The following is a 15709-nucleotide window of genomic DNA, read 5'->3' as shown; positions in this document are numbered from 1 at the left end:
GGGGATGCTGCCATCCACCTCTGACAAAAACCGGGCGTTCAGCGGCAGCTGGTGACGTACGCCGCAGCCTCGGCGAGCTGTGCCGGCTGCTCACCGGCGAGCTGCTTGCGGCGTACGTCGAGAGCGCGGTCCAGGATGGACAGCGGGTCGCCACCGGCCAGCGGCAGGAACTCGGCGAGGAGCGCTCCGGCGGGCTGGGCGAGGGCATGCGTCCGGTCGACGGCGACCTCGGCCAGGATGAGCGCGGAGATCGCCAGGTCGAGGTCCGGCGGTCCCTCGGTGCCGTTGCGCCAGTCGATGACGACCGGTCCGCGCGCGGTCAGCATGACGTTCTCCGGGTGCAGATCCAGATGCAGGATCCGATCCCCCGGGTCGCGGCCGGTCCGGGCCGGGAGGTCGTGCAACCGCCGGTGCAGATCGGCGAGCAGGCCGGCCGACTCAGAGACGGTCACCTCGCCCGTGACGGCCGCCGCGGCCAGCGTGGGACCGTCGAGCCGCTCCAGGACCATGTCGGCGCCGCGTGACTCGTACACCCGCGGCACGGGGAAGTCGAAGCGTGCGACGTACGCCATGATCTCCACCTCGGCGGTCACGTCGCCGCCGCCGCGATAGCGGCGCAGCACCCGGCCCTCGTCGAGGGCGTAGACGTCGGCCTCCCGGCCCGATCCGAGAAGCCCCGTCATGACCGCGACCCTAACCGGATGCCGCAAGCGGTATATCGCGGCGCCTAATAGTCAGCTATTATGCGTCGCATGATAGAGACCGACGACGCCGAGCGGCATACCCAGCTGCTGCGCGGCGCGCTGGACATGTGCCTGCTGGCGCTGCTGGCCGGCGCGCCCGCGCACGGATACGAGTTGGTGCGGCGGGTGGAGGCGGCCGGGTTCGGGGCGGTCAGCTACGGCACCGTCTACCCGTTGCTGACCCGGATGCGCCGGCTCGGCCTGGTCGCCGACGAGCAGCAGGCCAGCCCGGCCGGCCCGCCCCGCAAGGTGTACGCGCTGACCGAGGCCGGCCAGGTACGCCTCGACGCCTGGCAGAAGCAGTGGACGCGGTTCGCCGACACCGTCGCCGCGGTTCTGGCCGCATCCGACCCCTCCCCGAGGAGCTGACCGTGGAGACCATCGACAGCGTGCTGACCGCCGCCGACCGGGCCTGGCAGGCCTACGGGGTGCGTTCCGCCGATCGGGCCGCTCTCGCCGCCGACCTGCGCGCCGACCTGGAGGCCGCGGTCGCCGAGGGCGCCGGCCCGGATCAATTGATCGGTCCGGACGTCGGGGACTTCGCCCGGCGGCTGGCCGACGAGTCCGGGGTGCCGCGCAGCCACCCGGAGTACCCGCGGCTGCTCGGCACCGCCCTGGTCGGCGCGGCCCTCGGCGCCACCGCCGGATACGCGGTGTTCGCGCTGCTCTACCCGCTGATGATCCGGATGTTCGACAAACCGCCGGCGTTCGATGTCCCGGTTCAGCTGACCGTCGGCGTCTTCTACGGGATCCCCGCCGCCATCGTGGTCCTGGGCGCGGTGATCACGGTCCGGGTGCGGATGCGGGAGGTGGCCCGGATCCGGCAGACGGCCAACGCGATCGCCGTGCTGTGGCCGCTGACCGGCCTGCTGATCACGCCCGTGGTGATGGCCTTCGGATACGCCTTCGACTACAGCCTCGCCACGACGGTCGTGTTCAGCGAGATCGCGATAGTGCTGGGAGCCCTGGCCGGGGCGACCTATCTGGCCCGCCGCTGGGCACTGCGCGAACCGCGGCCCAGGACGACGGTGCCACCGGAGAACGCCGCCAGCACCAGCCCCGCCTGACCCCGGCTCCGGAAAAGAACACGGCGCGGGATGGGCGTCATCCGCCCACCCCGCGCCGGGCGGTGTGTCAGTGCAGCACGACCGGGGCGGCCTTGGTCCCCTGGTCGTCCAGCAAGTGCGACTCCTCCTTCTTCCGCGGCAGGAAGAACGCCGGGATGAGGGTGAGCAAGACCAGCACGAAGCCCACCATGAAGGTGCTGGCGAACGAGTCGGCCGCGAACTGCAGGCCCTGTTCCAGCAGGCCCGGAGGCGCTCCCTGGGCGATCGCCGGGTTCTGCTGGGCGGCGATGGCCAGGCCGGCCTCGGTCATCGGCTCGCCGTTCTGCGGGTTGGTCACGCCGGGGACCGTAGGCGAGTCGTTGAGCGCGCTGGTCAGGATGACCGACATGACGGCCGTACCGACCGAGCCGGCGATCTGCTGCAGGATGTTCAGCAGGGTGGAGCCGCGGGCCACGTCGTGGTTGGTGAGCGTGCGCAACGCCGAAGTCATGATCGGCATCATCGTGCCGCCCATGCCCAGACCCATCACGAACAGCGAACCGCACAGCAGCACGTACGACGTGTCGGTGCCCACCTGGGTGAAGGTGAAGAAGCCGGCCGCGATGAACAGCAGCGCGAACGGCACGGTCCGGCCCACCGGCACCTTGTCGGCAAGCATGCCCGCGATCGGCATGGTGACCATGGCGCCGATGCCCTGCGGGGCCATCAGCAGACCGGCGTCCAGCGTCGACTCGCCCCGCACCTGCAGGAAGTAGCTCGGGAAGAGCAGACCGGCACCCATGAACGCGACGGTGAACACGGCGAGCGTGATCGACGCGACGGTCAGGTTGCGGTTGCGCAGCAGGCGCAGGTCGAGAAGCGGGTGCGCGGGCTTGAACGAGTAGAGGACGAACCCGATCACGAGCAGCCCGCCCACGAGCATCGGCAGCCACACCCTGGTGGCGCTGATCGTGCCCTCCTCCGGAAGGGAGGAGACACCGAAGAGGAACAGGGCCAGACCCGGCGAGAGCATCAGCATGCCGATGAAGTCGAACGACTCGGACGGCTCCGGGTTGTCCTTGGGCAGCACGAACTGCGCGTAGACCAGCGCGGCGATGCCGAGCGGCAGGTTGATCAGGAAGATCCACTCCCAGCTGGCGACGTCGATCAGCCAGCCACCGAGGATCGGGCCACCGATCGGGCCGAGCAGCATCGGAACGCCCAGCACGGCCATCAGCCGGCCGATCCGCTCCGGTCCGGCCGCCCGGGTCATGATCGTCATGCCGAGCGGCATCAGCATGCCGCCACCCAGGCCCTGGAGCACCCGGTATCCGATGAGCTGGCCGATGCTGTCGGCGGTGGCACACAGCACCGAGCCGAGGGTGAACAGGACGAGCGCCGTCATGTAGAGGCGTTTCGTCCCGAACCGGTCAGCCGCCCAACCGGTCAACGGGATGACCGTGGCGAGCGCCAGCGTGTAGCCGGTCATCGTCCAGGCGACCTCGGCGTAGGTCGCGTTGAACTCGACCTGGAACGTGGGCAGCGCGACGCTGACCACCGTGATGTCGAGGATCGACATGATCGCGCCGAGAACCACGACCCCGGCGATCTTGAAAACGGCGGCGTCGAGCTTGGCCGGTGCCGCCTCTGGTTGACTGCTCACAGCGATACTCCTGGGAAGCTGGGCGAAAACGCCGAGCGGCCGCGCACGGTCCGTACGCGGCATGATCGTCGATCAGATCACATCCGGGTCGCCAGCCATCTCCCCCCAACGCGGCTACGGCAACCGCCCGGGATGCACGCCGTGAGCCTAACCATGCGTCCCCGGCTTCACCGCCCCTTTTCTTCCGGCCGGCCGGACCGTCCCGCCTGGTCACGCGGTATACCCGAGACCCTTGCGGATACGAGAATTCCCAGGCCATTGGCCGCCCAGTGCACCGCGAAGGGTGCGAGCAGGCCGCCGGTGACGTGTCGCAGCTCACCCAGGGCGATTCCGGCCAGCGTGGTGAACGCCACTGTTCCGAGGTTCTCTCGTACATCCGATTGGGGTGATAGATGCCAAAGGCCGAAGAGCACCGCGGTGACTCCGGTGGCCCAGATCGGACCATGGTCGCGGGCGATCAGCCCCCACAGGACCCCGCGGAACGCCACCTCCTCGAAGGTCACCGTGGCCAGCGGTACGCCGACGAACGCGGTGAAAACCGGTCGCGGGTGGTCGGCGGCGGCCAGGGCACGGCGGGCGGGGCGGATCAGCAGCGCCAGCCCGTACCCCGCCGCGATAGCGGTGACGCCGCTCAGCGCGTACCCCGAACCGGAAAGGGTGAGTCCCGCCTCAGCGGGAGTGAGCCCGGAGAGCAGGACCAGCAGGACCAGCAGGGCCGCGGCAAGCGGCCCGGTGATCGGCTGCGCCCAGCGCGGCCCGGTGTAGTTCCAGATCCGGACGAGGAGCAGAAAACCGATCGACAGCGCGATCATGCCCGCATAGCCTCTCCCCCATCATCGCGACCAGGAGGGAGACACCGCCGTGCGTTACCGCATCGCCGTCGTCATCCCGGTGTCGCGTTTCGAGTTGATCCTCGTGTCTGGTGTGCCCGGCCCCGGCCGCGCCACCGGGGCTGGACGTTCCTGACCTCGCTCTCTGACAGCGAGGCGGGTCGGCGCCGTCCATCGTCCGATCATGCAGGAAAGACCCACAGATCATGAATGTCCGCAATATCGGCATCCTCGCGCACGTCGACGCCGGCAAGACCACCCTGACCGAACGGATCCTGTTCACCACCGGCGCCACCTACAAGAGCGGCCGGGTGGACGACGGGAACACCGTCACCGACTTCGATCCGCAGGAGCGCGACCGTGGCATCACCATCTTCGCGGCGGCGGTCAGCTGCGACTGGAACGACCACCGGCTGAACCTGATCGACACGCCGGGTCACGTCGACTTCTCCGACGAGGTGGAGCGCTCGTTGCGCGTCCTCGACGGGGCGGTCGCGGTCTTCGACGGTGTCGCCGGAGTCGAACCGCAGTCCGAGGCGGTCTGGCGCAAGGCGGACCACTATCAGGTGCCACGGATCGCCTTCGTCAACAAGCTCGACCGGGCCGGCGCCGACCTCGACGCGGCGGTCGCCTCGATCCGCGACAAACTGGACGTCACTCCGCTCGTGGTGCAGGTGCCGGTCGGCCGGGAGGGCGGCTTCTCCGGCGTGATCGACCTGGTCGATCAACCTCCGCCGACGGTCGCCGCGGCACGACGGCTGCTGGAGGAGGAGGTCGCGTCGCGGCATCCCGGCGCACTGGAAGAGCTGGACGACATGTCGGACGCGACGCTCAGATCCGCGTTGCGCGACCTGACGTCGAAAGGTGAGGCGGTGGTGGTGCTCTGCGGCTCCGCCTACCGCGACATCGGCGTGGAACAGCTGCTCGACGCGGTGGTCGACTACCTGCCGGCCCCGACCGGAGACCCGGGAGGTGACCTGGCGGCGCTGGTGTTCAAGCGCCGGGAACGCCTCACCTACCTGCGCGTCTACGACGGCACGATGACGAAGGGGGACACCGTGTGGGACGCGGGCGCCGGGCGTACCGAACGCATCTCCCGCATCCTGCGGGTGCAGGCCGACCGGCACACCGACATCGACCGTGCGGTGGCCGGCGACATCGTCGCCGTCGCCGGAGTGAAGGCCGCCAAGGCCGGCACGACGCTCTCCACCAGGCAGCACCCCGTGCTGCTGGAGGCGCCGCAGGCGGCCGAGCCGCTGGTCTCGGTCGCGGTCGAGGCGCGCACGCGCGCCGAGGCGCAACGCCTGCCGGGCGCGCTCGCCGCGCTGGTCGAGGAGGATCCATCCTTGACCGTACGCACGGACGCCGAAACCGGTCAGACGTTGCTCTCCGGACTCGGCGAGCTGCACCTGGAGGTGGCCGTGGAGAAGCTGCGCCAGGCGACCGGCCTGGCCGTGACCACGGGCGCACCCCAGGTGGCGTTCCGCGAGACGGTCGTGGCCGGCGTCACCGGCCTGGTCTACCGGCACGTCAAACAGGACGGTGGCGCGGGCCAGTTCGCGCACGTCGTGCTGGACGTCGAGCCGCTCGGCGGCACCGGCTTCGAGTTCGTCTCGGCGGTGACCGGCGGGCGGGTGCCGGCCGAGTACGTCCGTGCGGTCGAGGCCGGCTGCCGCGAAGCCCTCGCCGGCGGTCCGCTAGGTGGTCACCCGGTGGTCGGGCTGCGGGTCACACTCACCGACGGGCAGACGCATGTGAAGGACTCGTCGGAGATGGCGTTCCGGGCGGCGGGACGGTTCGGCCTGCGGGCCGCGCTGCGCGCCGCCACGCTCGAACTGCTCGAGCCGGTCGCGGAGGTCACCGTGAGCGCGCCCACGGACGCGCTCGGCGCGGTGCTCGGCGATCTGGCCGCGCGGCGCGGCCAGGTGACGGATTCGGGCGTACGCGCGGTCACCGCGATCGTGCCGCTGGCGGAGCTGTTCGGGTACGCGACCAGGTTGCGCAGCCGGACCCACGGGCGGGGCACGTTCACCAGCCGCCCGGCCGGTTACCGCCCGGCGGCGTAACACCCGGGGGCCCGGTACTCACCGAGTACCGGGCCCCTTCCTCAGCCCTTCACCGCCTCGAACAGGGTGCGGCTCGAGTGAGCGACGAACGGCCCATGCTCCCGGATGCGCGCGTCGAGCTCCGCAAGCCGGTCCCGGTACCGCTCGACGCTGAAGCCCGGCACCCACCAGACGCACTTGCGCAGCAAGTAGACGACTGCACCGACGTCGAAGAGCTCCATCCGGCACCGCACGGTGCGCAGTGCCACCACCTCCAGACCGGCAGCGCGGGCCGCCGCGGCCTCGCGATGCGGATCGCGGTCCAGATCTTCCCGCGGCAGCGGCCCCAGAAAGAATTCGATCAATTCGTACGCCGACGCGGGCCCGACATGCTGCGCGAAGTAGGTCCCGCCGCTCCGCAGCACCCGCGCGATCTCGCCCCAGGCCGGAGCCACCGGATGCCGGCTCGACACCAGGTCGAACGCCCCATCCGCGAAGGGGAGCGGCGCGCCCTGCTCCACCGGCACCACCTCGACGCCACGCGGCTCCAGCAACCGCCGGGCGCGCTCCACATTGGGCTGCCACCCCTCGGTGACCACCATCCGCGACGGCAGCTCCGGCACGCCCGCGATGATCTCCCCACCGCCGGTATCCAGATCCAGCGCGGCCTCGGCACGCGGCAGGCGATCGGCAAGCTGCCGCGCATAGCCCCACGGCGGTCGTTCCTCGGTCGCCCGCCCGTCCAGCCACCCGAAGTCCCACCCCGACACGTCGGCGGTGGTCGCTTCCTCGATAAGACCTTGGAAGTCACGCACCCCGTCATGCTCCCGCGGCCGTCAACGCCTTTACCGCCGGCGGTTCACGCCGCGTTGCACTCGCGCCACAGACCGGAACGCTTCGTTCCGTTCAGTCCCGATCGCTCAGGTCACTCTCGCCCCAGCCGCGAGGCCGCCGCCGAAGCGGAACGCTGCATTCCGTTCCGTAGCTGGCGGCTCAAAGCAAGTGCGACGGTCAGGACCGGGTGAGGTCGAGTTGGTAGAGGCAGCTGCGGTAGACGGGGCGATAGCCGAGCTCGTCGTTGATCCGCCGCATACCGGTGTTGCTGTCGGCGGTGTCGGCGAGCAGGCCTTCCAGGTTCGGGAAGCGGACCCGCGCCAGTGCGATCGCCTCGGCTTTCATCCAGCGGGCCAGGCCTCGGCCGCGGTGTTCCGGCAGCACGCCCGTGCCGTAGTGCTGGCCGTCGCCCTTGCCGTCGCTGGCCACCACCAGCTCGGTGAATCCGGCGATCTCCCCGTCGGCGGTGACCGCTGCCGTTGTGCAGAGGATCTCGCCGCGCTTGGCGACCGCCTCGGCGATCGCGTGCAGGCGCGCCACGTCCCACGGCTGCGGCGTGTAGCCGGCATCGTCCATCGGCATGTCGTCCATGGCCCGGCGGGAGCGCGCGAACGTCTCCGCCAGCTCGTCCGGAACCGTGCCCTCCCAGTGCACCAACCGGTACCCATCCACCGGCTGGCCGACCTGGGACCGGCCCAGCACGGGATCGCTCGATGCCGCGCCGGCGGGCGCCGCGGCCGCCGCGCCAGAGGTGGCAATGCCCGGCGCCGTGCCGTCCGGGGTTGTGATGGCGGGATTCAGCACCAGGCGGGTGTAGGTCAGGGCGAGCACCCGCCGCAGCCCACGCGCCCGGCAGAATTCGTCGCCCTCGCTGCCCTCCTGTACCGGCTCGGTGAGCACGCCGTCCAGGTTCAGGCCGGCGGCGGCCTCGGTGGCCGCGTTCAGCAGCTGGGTGCCGACGCCGGATCGGCGTTCGGCCGGGTGCACCCGCAGCTCCAGGTCGGCAACGCCGCCGTCGGCGGGGACCCGTAGGAAGGCGGTGCCCAGCGGGCGGCCGTCGGCTTCGGTGGCGAGCCAGGCCAGGCGGTGGCCGGACGAGCTGCGGGCCGGGTCGGTGAGCGGCGTGATGCGTACGATCATGGTGGCAATTGTGCAGGCAGCGCGTCAGTGCGCCCGTGCGGCCGGTGGGGATGCCATCATGCTCGGATGCGTCCCTCGGTGGCGGTGGTTTACGAAATGGTGTCGGCGTGCGAGCCGGGCGACAATCTGGAGGCCGAGCACCGGGCGCACGCGCGGACCTGGCTGCTCAGCACCGACGATGTGTTCCGGCGGGTCAAGCCGGCCACGCCGGCACAGCACCTGGTGTCGTACGTGGTGCCGGTCGACCCGGCCACCGGGGCGGTCCTGCTGGTGGACCACATCAACGCCAGGCTGTGGCTGCCTCCGGGCGGGCACGTCGAGGTGGACGAGCATCCGGCGGTCACCGCGGTGCGCGAGGCCGAGGAGGAGCTCGGCGTGAGCACGGTCCCGGTCGGGGAGCCGCTCTTCCTGACCGTCACCCGCACCGTCGGGATGGATGCGGGGCACACCGATGTGAGCCTGTGGTTCGTACTCGATCTGCGGTCTGATCAGACCTTGACCCCGGATCAGGGTGAGTTTCACGGTGTGCGCTGGTGGTCGCCGGCCGAGCTGCGCTCGGCCGATCCGGCGCGGTTCGATCCGCATTTCTTCCGGTTCCTGGAAAAGCTGGAGCGGAGTACGGCGACTACCGCATGACCTGGTAGGTGAGGTGGGTGACGCCCGACCCGGCGATGATCTGCGGGTCGGAGAGGTGGATCGGCGCCACGGTGAGCGTGTCGAAGAAGCCGACGCCTTCGCCCAGCAACACCGGCACCAGAGAGACGGTGAGCTCGTCGAGGAGGCCGGCGTCAAGGTACAGACGGGTGAGGGTCGGCGTGGAGACTCCGACGATCCGGTCGCCGGCTTCGGCTCGTGCGGCGTCCAGGGCGGCCATCGGGTCGGGATAGAACGTGGTCGCCGAGCCGCCGCGTGGCCAGCCGGCCGGGATGCTGTGGCTCACCACGAAGACCGGGCAGCCCAGCGGATGCCGGCCGCCCCACCCGTCGGTACGGTCGAACAGCCGCCGGCCGCAGATCAGCGCGCCGCACTCGGTCAGCGCACGGCGCAGGAACCGGGCGCTCGCCTCGGTCATATGAAACGTCCACCGCGGATCGGCACTGGGTACTTCGACGTCCCCGTTCTGGTACCAGCCGAACAGTGGGGCGACGCTGTCGTACTCGTCGGCGACGAAGCCGTCCAGCGACATGGACAGGGCGGCGACGACCTTGCCCACGGCGCACCTCCTTCGAGCGGTCTCACCCGCAGAATCGTCCTGCCGCGCCGGGCAGGCAAGGCACTGCGGATGAATGAAAGCCGTAGTCTTGACCGGCCTGCCGTCATACGACAAGATGTCGCATGTGCACTTGCGGCATAGCAATGGGCGTCCCGGGTACGGCTTCGCTGAAGCGATCACCACGGCGGGGGGAACGATGCACATCCGGCTCGGCGAGCTGCTGGCGGTTGCGCTGCTGCACGTTCTCGCCGGCTTGGGAACGGTGAGCCGCGACCTCTTCATCGCGAAAGCGGCTGAGCACGACGGGCCGGAGCCGGTCGCTTTCCCGCCTCACTTCACGGCGACCGACGTCTACGGTCAGGTGGCCGAGACGGGCAGCGCATGCCGTCCAGGACGGCTGGAGCAGCGCCACACAGCGGCAGGCGTCCAGGGCCGGATCGGGCGGCCTTTCGCCGCCGTCCTGGAGTGCAAACGGCGAAGCGACGCCGCCTTCAACAACGTCCCCATCGCACACGCGACCCCGACCGGAAGCAGGGCCCAGACGCCGCGAGGCGGGATTGTCGCGCTGTAGGCGACGCCACCCATGGCGACCTCGCGGTAAGAACTTGGTCTCACCCCCGCGGCAGCGGGATCGTGGCCGGTCCACACCGGACGGCAGTATGCGTGATCACCCCGCGCACGAGGCCGACGGACCAGGGCGCCACATCCTCGCCAGGTTGACGAGGTTCGCACCGTCGCCGGGAAGCGCTGATCATTCGGGCGACCCAGGCCGGAGCGCTTCTTCTGACTCGCGCAGGCCGCTCAAGCCTGTCGAAAAGCTACGCGCGCGACGACCCGCACCTCGATAACGCCGGGAACGCAATCAAGATTAACGTTCATGATTAAGATTCAGGTCCGCGGTACGCGCGGCTGATCGTCATTCGTGATTGCGATCTTATGGCGGTCTATCGGCAATGCTTCAGTTACACGCGGGGTGACGACAAAAATACAAGATCCATTTACCTCTCGACCGAGAATGCCCTACATACGCTATATGACCCGTTTCATGTTTCGGGCATATTGCTCGCATGATCGAATCGAGAATGACTCACAAAGAGTGCGAGATGTGTCCGAATTGTGGGTAAATGACACACGCATTCAGCAAGTTCACAGGAACAGTGAACCTAGCGCAGGCGCTCTTTCGCTTGCATTGGGATGCGTGGTGCTACCGTACTCATGGGTCAAGACTGATGCGAAAGGATTGATGACCCAACACGGCCAAGATCAGGCCCTGACGCTTAGGCAACGACAGGGCACAAAGATCGGCAATGCACCCGCAAATCAAGAGCGTCGGTCACGCCACAACTACAGCCGGCCATCTCACGACGCTCGGAGTTGAAAGGAGGGGTCCGTCGTGGCCCCGATTGATCCACGCCGCTGGTTAGCGACTCTACGGCAACTTTTCAAGGTCCACGGAAGCCGCGCCGCAAACCGCCTTCAGTCAGGGAGCTACATCGCCGACGGCGCCATGACCATGCTCGGCGCGGTCGCTCATGTTGGTCAGGCCGAACTAGCCGTCGCGCTGATCAGCATTACGCTCCGTCTGACCGTGAACATCATCAACGCACCCCACTGCAATACTCAGCGATTCGCTCGAACCATCCGCGCCTTGCACGACCTCGGCCTCCTGGCACACGGCGCCTCAGCAATTCTCCTTTTCGTCGGCGGACACCACCGCTTGAGCGTGACGCTAGGGGTCTGCGCTCTCGCCTTCGGCGTCCTCAGCAAACTGCTCCGGCGAAAGGCGCGTAAATAATAAGCAGATGCGGAGAGGCCGGAATTCATTCCGGCCTCTCCTTTTGACTCTAATTCCTGAGACGTGATCCGAGCGGAGGCTTGACGTCGAGCAGAAGCGACGGAATACCCATCCTGTTGGTGAGGTTATGGAGTATCTCTCGCATGTACGGGTGCACCACATCGAGCGCACCGTACTCAGCGAATGCCTGCAGAGCCGCGTCGGACACACTTTCGTCCGCAATCTGGAACACCGCGCTCATCGTGATGGTCGCGTTCAAAACTTTTCGGTCTCGATGGTCTCTTACGTCCAACTCGTACGTGGCATGGTAGGAGAAGACCCCATCAGACGCCCGGGATATCACCGGAATAACGACCTGTGAACCGACACTGAGCGGCCGAACCGGGCTACGAACCAGAAGATCGGTACTCAAGTGAGTCATCCTGAGATCAACGATGGAGGACTTGGCGGCCACTCCGTCGGAGATCACGCGTGGATCTTCCACGCCCTTAGGCAACGTCACTCACCTCGGCAGAAGCACTCGAAACCCGCGAGATCGCCATCTCGACGAGGTCTTCACCGCTGAGATATTGATTGCCCTCGAGCTCGACGACGGCGGGGTTCACCACGGAACTGGGGCCGGCCTCGGGCTCGCCCTCGTCCTGCGGTCCGGCGCGCTGGCGAGGGGGCAGGCCGCTGCGGAGTTCCTTGACGTCGGGGCTCTCGATGACCTTGGCCTGCCTTACCGAAGAGTCGTAAGGCCACGACCGCTGCGTCCAGGAATAGAGACTCGTCCAGGAGTCGCTGCGCAGGTGGACTTCCAGCGTCACGCCGAGCGCCCGAGCAATCTTCTGGATCGTCGAAAGCCGGAAGTCGATTTGCCCCTGCTCGATATCCGAAATAGCGGACTGGTGAGTGCCGGTCCTTCGCGCGAGTTCCGTCTGGGTGACACCTCGCTGCTTCCGCACCAGAGCAAGAGTCCAAGCCAGCCACCGACGGGTACGGGCGTCCTCGACGTCAGCTCGAGTTTGTGCGTCTCTGAGCCGGCGGCGCACCATCGCGTTCTGCTCAGCCCACTGCGTCTGTAGAAGCGACTCCAATTGGGCTTTGCTGATTGTTAAAAGTGCGTCGGAGGCTACAAGGGCGTCGGAGACTGCACTGTCCCTCTTGCTAGACGTATCGCTCACGGCGATCTCTCCCGTCCCGGTTGGGCCCCCCGTGGCCACATCGGTCCTAACCGATACTGTCACCTGCATGGCCTGTTAGGAAGGCCTAAGAGCATTTCTGCCTCTTTTAGCTAAACGTCATTCGGTCGTTCATCCACGAGTTGCCGGACCCACGTGGTATACCTGAAGGTTGCTGTCTTAACCGCTTCGGCGGGGATCCCCAAGTCGGTGGCTTGCTCAGCGTAGTGATCGAAATCGGCCTCAAACGCATGCAAAGCCAATCCGACTTCTACTCTCTGTAATTCGATCAAGCGGAAGAGGATGCCGCATCGCAGGCCGTCCTTACCGGTGTTGGGCAGCCACAGGCCCATCAGGAGATCGTCCACAGTGAAGCCCTCGCACATCGGACGCTCCGACCAGTCCCAGGTGCAAAGCTCAATCCAACCGGCCTCGGCATGGTCACCGATCCGGCGGAGATCTTCGTCGAGCCCGGGATGGGGCTTGAGGTACGCCATCCACCGCCCTGGCACGAAGAGTTCTCCTTTGGCTACGCAACGTGTCTTCTTTCACGGTAGTGGGGCATCGCCGTAGATAACCAGCCCCCACTCCGCGGCAATCGCACACGAGGTCCGATTGCCCGATAGGCACGATTGAGCCTTTTGATTCCGAAATCGGGTTATCGTTAGCTCTTCGGTCAGACGCAAGGGGAGTCGTCCGATCGAGGGATCCCCATCTGTCGCCATAGTTGCACATTCGTCGATCTGACCAGTTCCGACTGCACAGTTTGATCATGTAACCTGGCACTCGACTCCGGCGAACAGTGAGATGGTCGGCTGGAGTAAGTGGTACGATCCGGCGCCTACCGGCCCGTGCCACGGGACCGGCGGACCGTTGATCGGGCCGCCGGTCTTTTCTTTACCGCTCGAGACGCCGCTCGAGACGCCGTCGACTACGTCGCCGGGCCAACGGTAACCGGCCACCCCAACTGATAGATATTGGCCAACGCACGCGGGCCGGCCCACGCTGCCGTACAGATACCCACCGCGACCTTGAGTGCGCCGCCGGGGAGTCGAACCCCGAACCTACTGATTAAGAGTCAGCAGCTCTGCCAATTGAGCTAGCGGCACGTGTCGCCGGGTGGTTTCGAACCACCGGCCTCCGCCTTATGAGGGCAGCGCTCTCCCACTGAGCTACGGCGACGTGGAACAGGAATGCGGAGAGCGAGAGATTCGAACTCTCGGCAGCGGCATACGCCACTGCTGCGGATTAGCAATCCGCCGCCTTAGGCCGCTCGGCCAGCTCTCCCTTGCCTTTCGTGGACCCGGCCGGGGTCGAACCGGCCACCTCCCGCTTGCAAGGCGGGCGCTCTACCAGATGAGCTACGAGCCCATGCGTACCCGGGGCGCGATTCGAACGCGCACTTCCGCCGTTCTGAGCGGCGTGCCTCCTGCCAATTGGGCTACCCGGGCTTGTTGAAATCGTCGGAACAGTGCCCTCGGCGCGATTCGAACGCGCACCGTCCAGGTCCTCGGCCTGGTGCCTCTGCCGGTTGGGCCACGAGGGCGAAGGCCCGGCCGGAGACGGCCGGGCAGCTGCGGGTGGAGGACTCGAACCTCCAACCTTCCGGTTCAGAGCCGGACGTGCTGCCAGATTGCACCAACCCGCATCAACGAGTGACTGCCGGGCCTCGGGCCCGGGACGGCGAGCTACAGCCACATCGTGTCCCCGGAGAGATTCGAACTCCCGACACCCGGATCCGTAATCCGGTGCTCTATCCACTGAGCTACGAGGACATGTGTGCGATCCGCTGTGGAGTTTTCAAGTAACGCGCGCACGGGCAGCAGGAGTCGAACCCGCATCTGCCAGATTTGGAGGCTGGTGCTCTGCCAGTTGAGCTACACCCGTAAAAGAAGAACGCCGCCCGTTCCTGGAAGGAGGGGCGGCGCGAGGATCACCGGATCATCCGGCTGAATCGCGCCACCGTCGCAGCTGTCGGCTGCCCTTGCGCAGGGCGAGACGCTGCCACATGGCGATCGCGGAATTGCGCATCATGACTTCGTCTCCTTCCCGTCGGCTCGGCCGGTGTTGACGACAAAGCTAAGCCGCGGCCCGGGTACCGGCAATCGAATTAATCGAGATCCGTTTCGCGATGTGGGCGGCGTCGCGGCCGACGCCCTGGATCATCGATGACGCCAGGGCGTATTGGAAGATCCATCCGACCAGGTAGAGGCCGGGATGTCCGATGACGACGCCGCGCCGGTGCGCCGGTTCCGGGCCGCCGAACCCCGGCAGGTCGATCCAGCTCAGATCCGGCCGGTAGCCGGTGCACCAGAGGACGCCGCTGACCGGTACGGCGCGGCCGTCGGCCAGCAGCGGCAGGCCGTCGCGGACACCGGTGACGCGCGGGACCCGGGTGATCCCGGCGGCGGCGAGATCGGCCGGCTTGACCCGGACCAGCGGGCCGCCGTGCGCGAAGACGTACGGCCGCAGCCGCCGGCCCGGCGGCGTGCGGACGGTCAGCAGATGCCGGAAGGCGAAGAAGGTCAGCGGGCAGAGCAGCGGCGTGAGGCCGCGTTCGATCCGCCAGGGCAGGTGGCCGGGATGCCGCCCGGACAACAACACCTGATGGGTACGGGCCAGCTCGAGCGCGATGTCCGCCCCCGAGTTCCCGGCTCCCACCACCAGCACGGTCCCGTCGCCGAACTGGCCGGGTTCGCGGTAGTCCGCCGAGTGCAGCTGCGGCACCCGCGGGTCGAGCCGGGCGGCGAAGTCCGGCAGACGCGGGAGCCGGTCGAAGCCGGTGGCGATGACGACGTTGCGCGCGGCGTACCGGGCATGGGTTGTGTCCACCTGGTAGCCGTCGCCGTCGCTGCTCAGCCGGCGCACCGCATCGCCGGTGCGCACCGGCAGCCGGAACTGGGCGGCGTAGTCGGCCAGGTAGTCGGCGAACTCGAGGCGGGTGGGAAACGTCCAGGCCGGCGCCGGGAACGGGCGGCCGGGCAGCGAGCTGTAGCGGGCCGGGGTGAACAGCCGCAGCGAGTCCCAGCGCTGCCGCCAGGAGTCACCGATCCGCGGCGCGGCCTCCAGGATGACGTGCGGGCGGCCGCGTCGCCGCAGGTGATAGCCGGCGGCGAGCCCGGCCTGTCCACCGCCGATGATCACGGTCTCGATCTGTTCCATCGGCTCAGCGTGCGCCGTCGCGCGCGGCGCGCGCTTCGGCAGCAATACCCAGCCGCCCGGCGGCGGGTGGGCAAT

At 68.0% G+C, this 15709-nt stretch carries 16 protein-coding genes and 9 tRNA genes; 6 read left to right on the top strand and 19 right to left on the bottom strand.

What is annotated here, in order from left to right:
- Positions 1-38 precede the first annotated feature (38 nt).
- Complete coding sequence (locus I4J89_RS14210; RefSeq protein ID WP_196414419.1) at positions 39-683, bottom strand: phosphotransferase; 645 nt, start codon at positions 681-683, stop codon at positions 39-41.
- A 69-nt stretch (positions 684-752) separates the two neighbouring features.
- On the opposite strand from I4J89_RS14210, the gene I4J89_RS14205 reads away from it, so the two are divergent.
- Together I4J89_RS14205 and I4J89_RS14200 are read left to right on the top strand one after the other, a co-directional pair.
- On the top strand, positions 753-1112 hold the full coding sequence (locus tag I4J89_RS14205) for a PadR family transcriptional regulator (RefSeq protein WP_196414418.1): 360 nt from the start codon (positions 753-755) through the stop codon (positions 1110-1112).
- A 2-nt stretch (positions 1113-1114) separates the two neighbouring features.
- Positions 1115-1810, top strand: coding sequence for a hypothetical protein (locus I4J89_RS14200; RefSeq protein WP_196414417.1), 696 nt, complete (start codon positions 1115-1117; stop codon positions 1808-1810).
- Positions 1811-1877: 67 nt separating this feature from the next.
- Here the strand turns inward: I4J89_RS14200 and I4J89_RS14195 are convergent, their stop codons facing one another.
- Positions 1878-3452 (bottom strand): DHA2 family efflux MFS transporter permease subunit, encoded by a 1575-nt coding sequence (locus I4J89_RS14195; protein WP_309238312.1) that lies wholly within the window; start codon positions 3450-3452, stop codon positions 1878-1880.
- A 167-nt stretch (positions 3453-3619) separates the two neighbouring features.
- Positions 3620-4264 carry a CPBP family intramembrane glutamic endopeptidase gene (locus tag I4J89_RS14190; RefSeq protein ID WP_196414415.1) on the bottom strand — a complete coding sequence of 215 codons (645 nt, stop codon included), beginning with the start codon at positions 4262-4264 and terminating at the stop codon, positions 3620-3622.
- A gap of 224 nt (positions 4265-4488) precedes the next feature.
- On the opposite strand from I4J89_RS14190, the gene I4J89_RS14185 reads away from it, so the two are divergent.
- Positions 4489-6348 carry an elongation factor G gene (locus tag I4J89_RS14185; protein ID WP_196414414.1) on the top strand — a complete coding sequence of 620 codons (1860 nt, stop codon included), beginning with the start codon at positions 4489-4491 and terminating at the stop codon, positions 6346-6348.
- A 41-nt stretch (positions 6349-6389) separates the two neighbouring features.
- Here the strand turns inward: I4J89_RS14185 and I4J89_RS14180 are convergent, their stop codons facing one another.
- Together I4J89_RS14180 and I4J89_RS14175 are read right to left on the bottom strand one after the other, a co-directional pair.
- The gene (locus I4J89_RS14180; RefSeq protein ID WP_196414413.1) at positions 6390-7142 is read right to left on the bottom strand and encodes a class I SAM-dependent methyltransferase; all 753 of its coding nucleotides are present in this window, start codon (positions 7140-7142) and stop codon (positions 6390-6392) included.
- A gap of 196 nt (positions 7143-7338) precedes the next feature.
- The gene (locus I4J89_RS14175; protein WP_196414412.1) at positions 7339-8301 is read right to left on the bottom strand and encodes a GNAT family N-acetyltransferase; all 963 of its coding nucleotides are present in this window, start codon (positions 8299-8301) and stop codon (positions 7339-7341) included.
- 66 nt (positions 8302-8367) lie between these two features.
- On the opposite strand from I4J89_RS14175, the gene I4J89_RS14170 reads away from it, so the two are divergent.
- Positions 8368-8937, top strand: coding sequence for an NUDIX hydrolase (locus I4J89_RS14170; protein ID WP_230858953.1), 570 nt, complete (start codon positions 8368-8370; stop codon positions 8935-8937).
- On the opposite strand, the gene I4J89_RS14165 is transcribed toward I4J89_RS14170, so the two are convergent.
- Complete coding sequence (locus tag I4J89_RS14165; RefSeq protein WP_309238311.1) at positions 8927-9514, bottom strand: dihydrofolate reductase family protein; 588 nt, start codon at positions 9512-9514, stop codon at positions 8927-8929. The two genes, I4J89_RS14170 and I4J89_RS14165, sit on opposite strands and share 11 nt — an antisense overlap.
- 73 nt (positions 9515-9587) lie before the next feature.
- On the opposite strand from I4J89_RS14165, the gene I4J89_RS14160 reads away from it, so the two are divergent.
- Both I4J89_RS14160 and I4J89_RS14155 read left to right on the top strand, forming a co-directional pair.
- Positions 9588-10085: a hypothetical protein gene (locus I4J89_RS14160; protein WP_230858952.1), complete on the top strand. Its 498-nt coding sequence runs from the start codon at positions 9588-9590 to the stop codon at positions 10083-10085.
- An 822-nt stretch (positions 10086-10907) separates the two neighbouring features.
- Positions 10908-11309, top strand: coding sequence for a hypothetical protein (locus I4J89_RS14155; RefSeq protein ID WP_196414409.1), 402 nt, complete (start codon positions 10908-10910; stop codon positions 11307-11309).
- A 49-nt stretch (positions 11310-11358) separates the two neighbouring features.
- Here the strand turns inward: I4J89_RS14155 and I4J89_RS14150 are convergent, their stop codons facing one another.
- The 13 genes from I4J89_RS14150 to I4J89_RS14090 all read right to left on the bottom strand — a co-directional run bounded on the left by I4J89_RS14150 (position 11359) and on the right by I4J89_RS14090 (position 15634).
- Entirely contained in the window at positions 11359-11778 is a 420-nt protein-coding gene (locus I4J89_RS14150) for a protein-export chaperone SecB (protein ID WP_196414408.1), read from the bottom strand.
- 19 nt (positions 11779-11797) lie between these two features.
- On the bottom strand, positions 11798-12346 hold the full coding sequence (locus I4J89_RS14145; RefSeq protein WP_196414407.1) for a helix-turn-helix domain-containing protein: 549 nt from the start codon (positions 12344-12346) through the stop codon (positions 11798-11800).
- 239 nt (positions 12347-12585) lie between these two features.
- Positions 12586-12969: a hypothetical protein gene (locus tag I4J89_RS14140; protein WP_196414406.1), complete on the bottom strand. Its 384-nt coding sequence runs from the start codon at positions 12967-12969 to the stop codon at positions 12586-12588.
- A gap of 539 nt (positions 12970-13508) precedes the next feature.
- Positions 13509-13581, bottom strand: a tRNA-Lys gene (locus tag I4J89_RS14135).
- 1 nt (position 13582) lies between these two features.
- A tRNA-Met gene (locus I4J89_RS14130) sits at positions 13583-13654 on the bottom strand.
- Positions 13655-13668: 14 nt separating this feature from the next.
- A tRNA-Ser gene (locus tag I4J89_RS14125) sits at positions 13669-13759 on the bottom strand.
- An 11-nt stretch (positions 13760-13770) separates the two neighbouring features.
- Positions 13771-13843, bottom strand: a tRNA-Ala gene (locus I4J89_RS14120).
- Between the two features lie 5 nt (positions 13844-13848).
- A tRNA-Leu gene (locus tag I4J89_RS14115) sits at positions 13849-13923 on the bottom strand.
- 21 nt (positions 13924-13944) lie between these two features.
- A tRNA-Leu gene (locus tag I4J89_RS14110) sits at positions 13945-14018 on the bottom strand.
- A 28-nt stretch (positions 14019-14046) separates the two neighbouring features.
- Positions 14047-14120, bottom strand: a tRNA-Gln gene (locus tag I4J89_RS14105).
- A 54-nt stretch (positions 14121-14174) separates the two neighbouring features.
- Positions 14175-14247: transfer RNA gene (locus tag I4J89_RS14100), tRNA-Arg, on the bottom strand.
- A gap of 39 nt (positions 14248-14286) precedes the next feature.
- A tRNA-Trp gene (locus I4J89_RS14095) sits at positions 14287-14359 on the bottom strand.
- A 192-nt stretch (positions 14360-14551) separates the two neighbouring features.
- On the bottom strand, positions 14552-15634 hold the full coding sequence (locus I4J89_RS14090) for a flavin-containing monooxygenase (protein WP_196414405.1): 1083 nt from the start codon (positions 15632-15634) through the stop codon (positions 14552-14554).
- Positions 15635-15709: the final 75 nt, after the last annotated feature.

The organism is Actinoplanes aureus, from assembly GCF_015704865.1.
Classification (GTDB): domain Bacteria; phylum Actinomycetota; class Actinomycetes; order Mycobacteriales; family Micromonosporaceae; genus Actinoplanes; species Actinoplanes aureus.
This window is presented reverse-complemented; position numbering and strand designations above follow the sequence as displayed.

Excerpts from the sequence above, each read along its gene's own strand:
- I4J89_RS14145 (WP_196414407.1), bottom strand. The coding sequence starts at position 12,346 with ATGGTGCGCCGCCGGCTCAGAGACGCACAAACTCGAGCTGACGTCGAG.
- I4J89_RS14170 (WP_230858953.1), top strand. The coding sequence starts at position 8,368 with ATGCGTCCCTCGGTGGCGGTGGTTTACGAAATGGTGTCGGCGTGCGAG.
- I4J89_RS14205 (WP_196414418.1), top strand. The coding sequence starts at position 753 with ATGATAGAGACCGACGACGCCGAGCGGCATACCCAGCTGCTGCGCGGC.
- I4J89_RS14160 (WP_230858952.1), top strand. The coding sequence starts at position 9,588 with ATGAAAGCCGTAGTCTTGACCGGCCTGCCGTCATACGACAAGATGTCG.
- I4J89_RS14185 (WP_196414414.1), top strand. The coding sequence starts at position 4,489 with ATGAATGTCCGCAATATCGGCATCCTCGCGCACGTCGACGCCGGCAAG.
- I4J89_RS14140 (WP_196414406.1), bottom strand. The coding sequence starts at position 12,969 with ATGGCGTACCTCAAGCCCCATCCCGGGCTCGACGAAGATCTCCGCCGG.
- I4J89_RS14090 (WP_196414405.1), bottom strand. The coding sequence starts at position 15,634 with ATGGAACAGATCGAGACCGTGATCATCGGCGGTGGACAGGCCGGGCTC.
- I4J89_RS14190 (WP_196414415.1), bottom strand. The coding sequence starts at position 4,264 with ATGATCGCGCTGTCGATCGGTTTTCTGCTCCTCGTCCGGATCTGGAAC.
- I4J89_RS14175 (WP_196414412.1), bottom strand. The coding sequence starts at position 8,301 with ATGATCGTACGCATCACGCCGCTCACCGACCCGGCCCGCAGCTCGTCC.
- I4J89_RS14210 (WP_196414419.1), bottom strand. The coding sequence starts at position 683 with ATGACGGGGCTTCTCGGATCGGGCCGGGAGGCCGACGTCTACGCCCTC.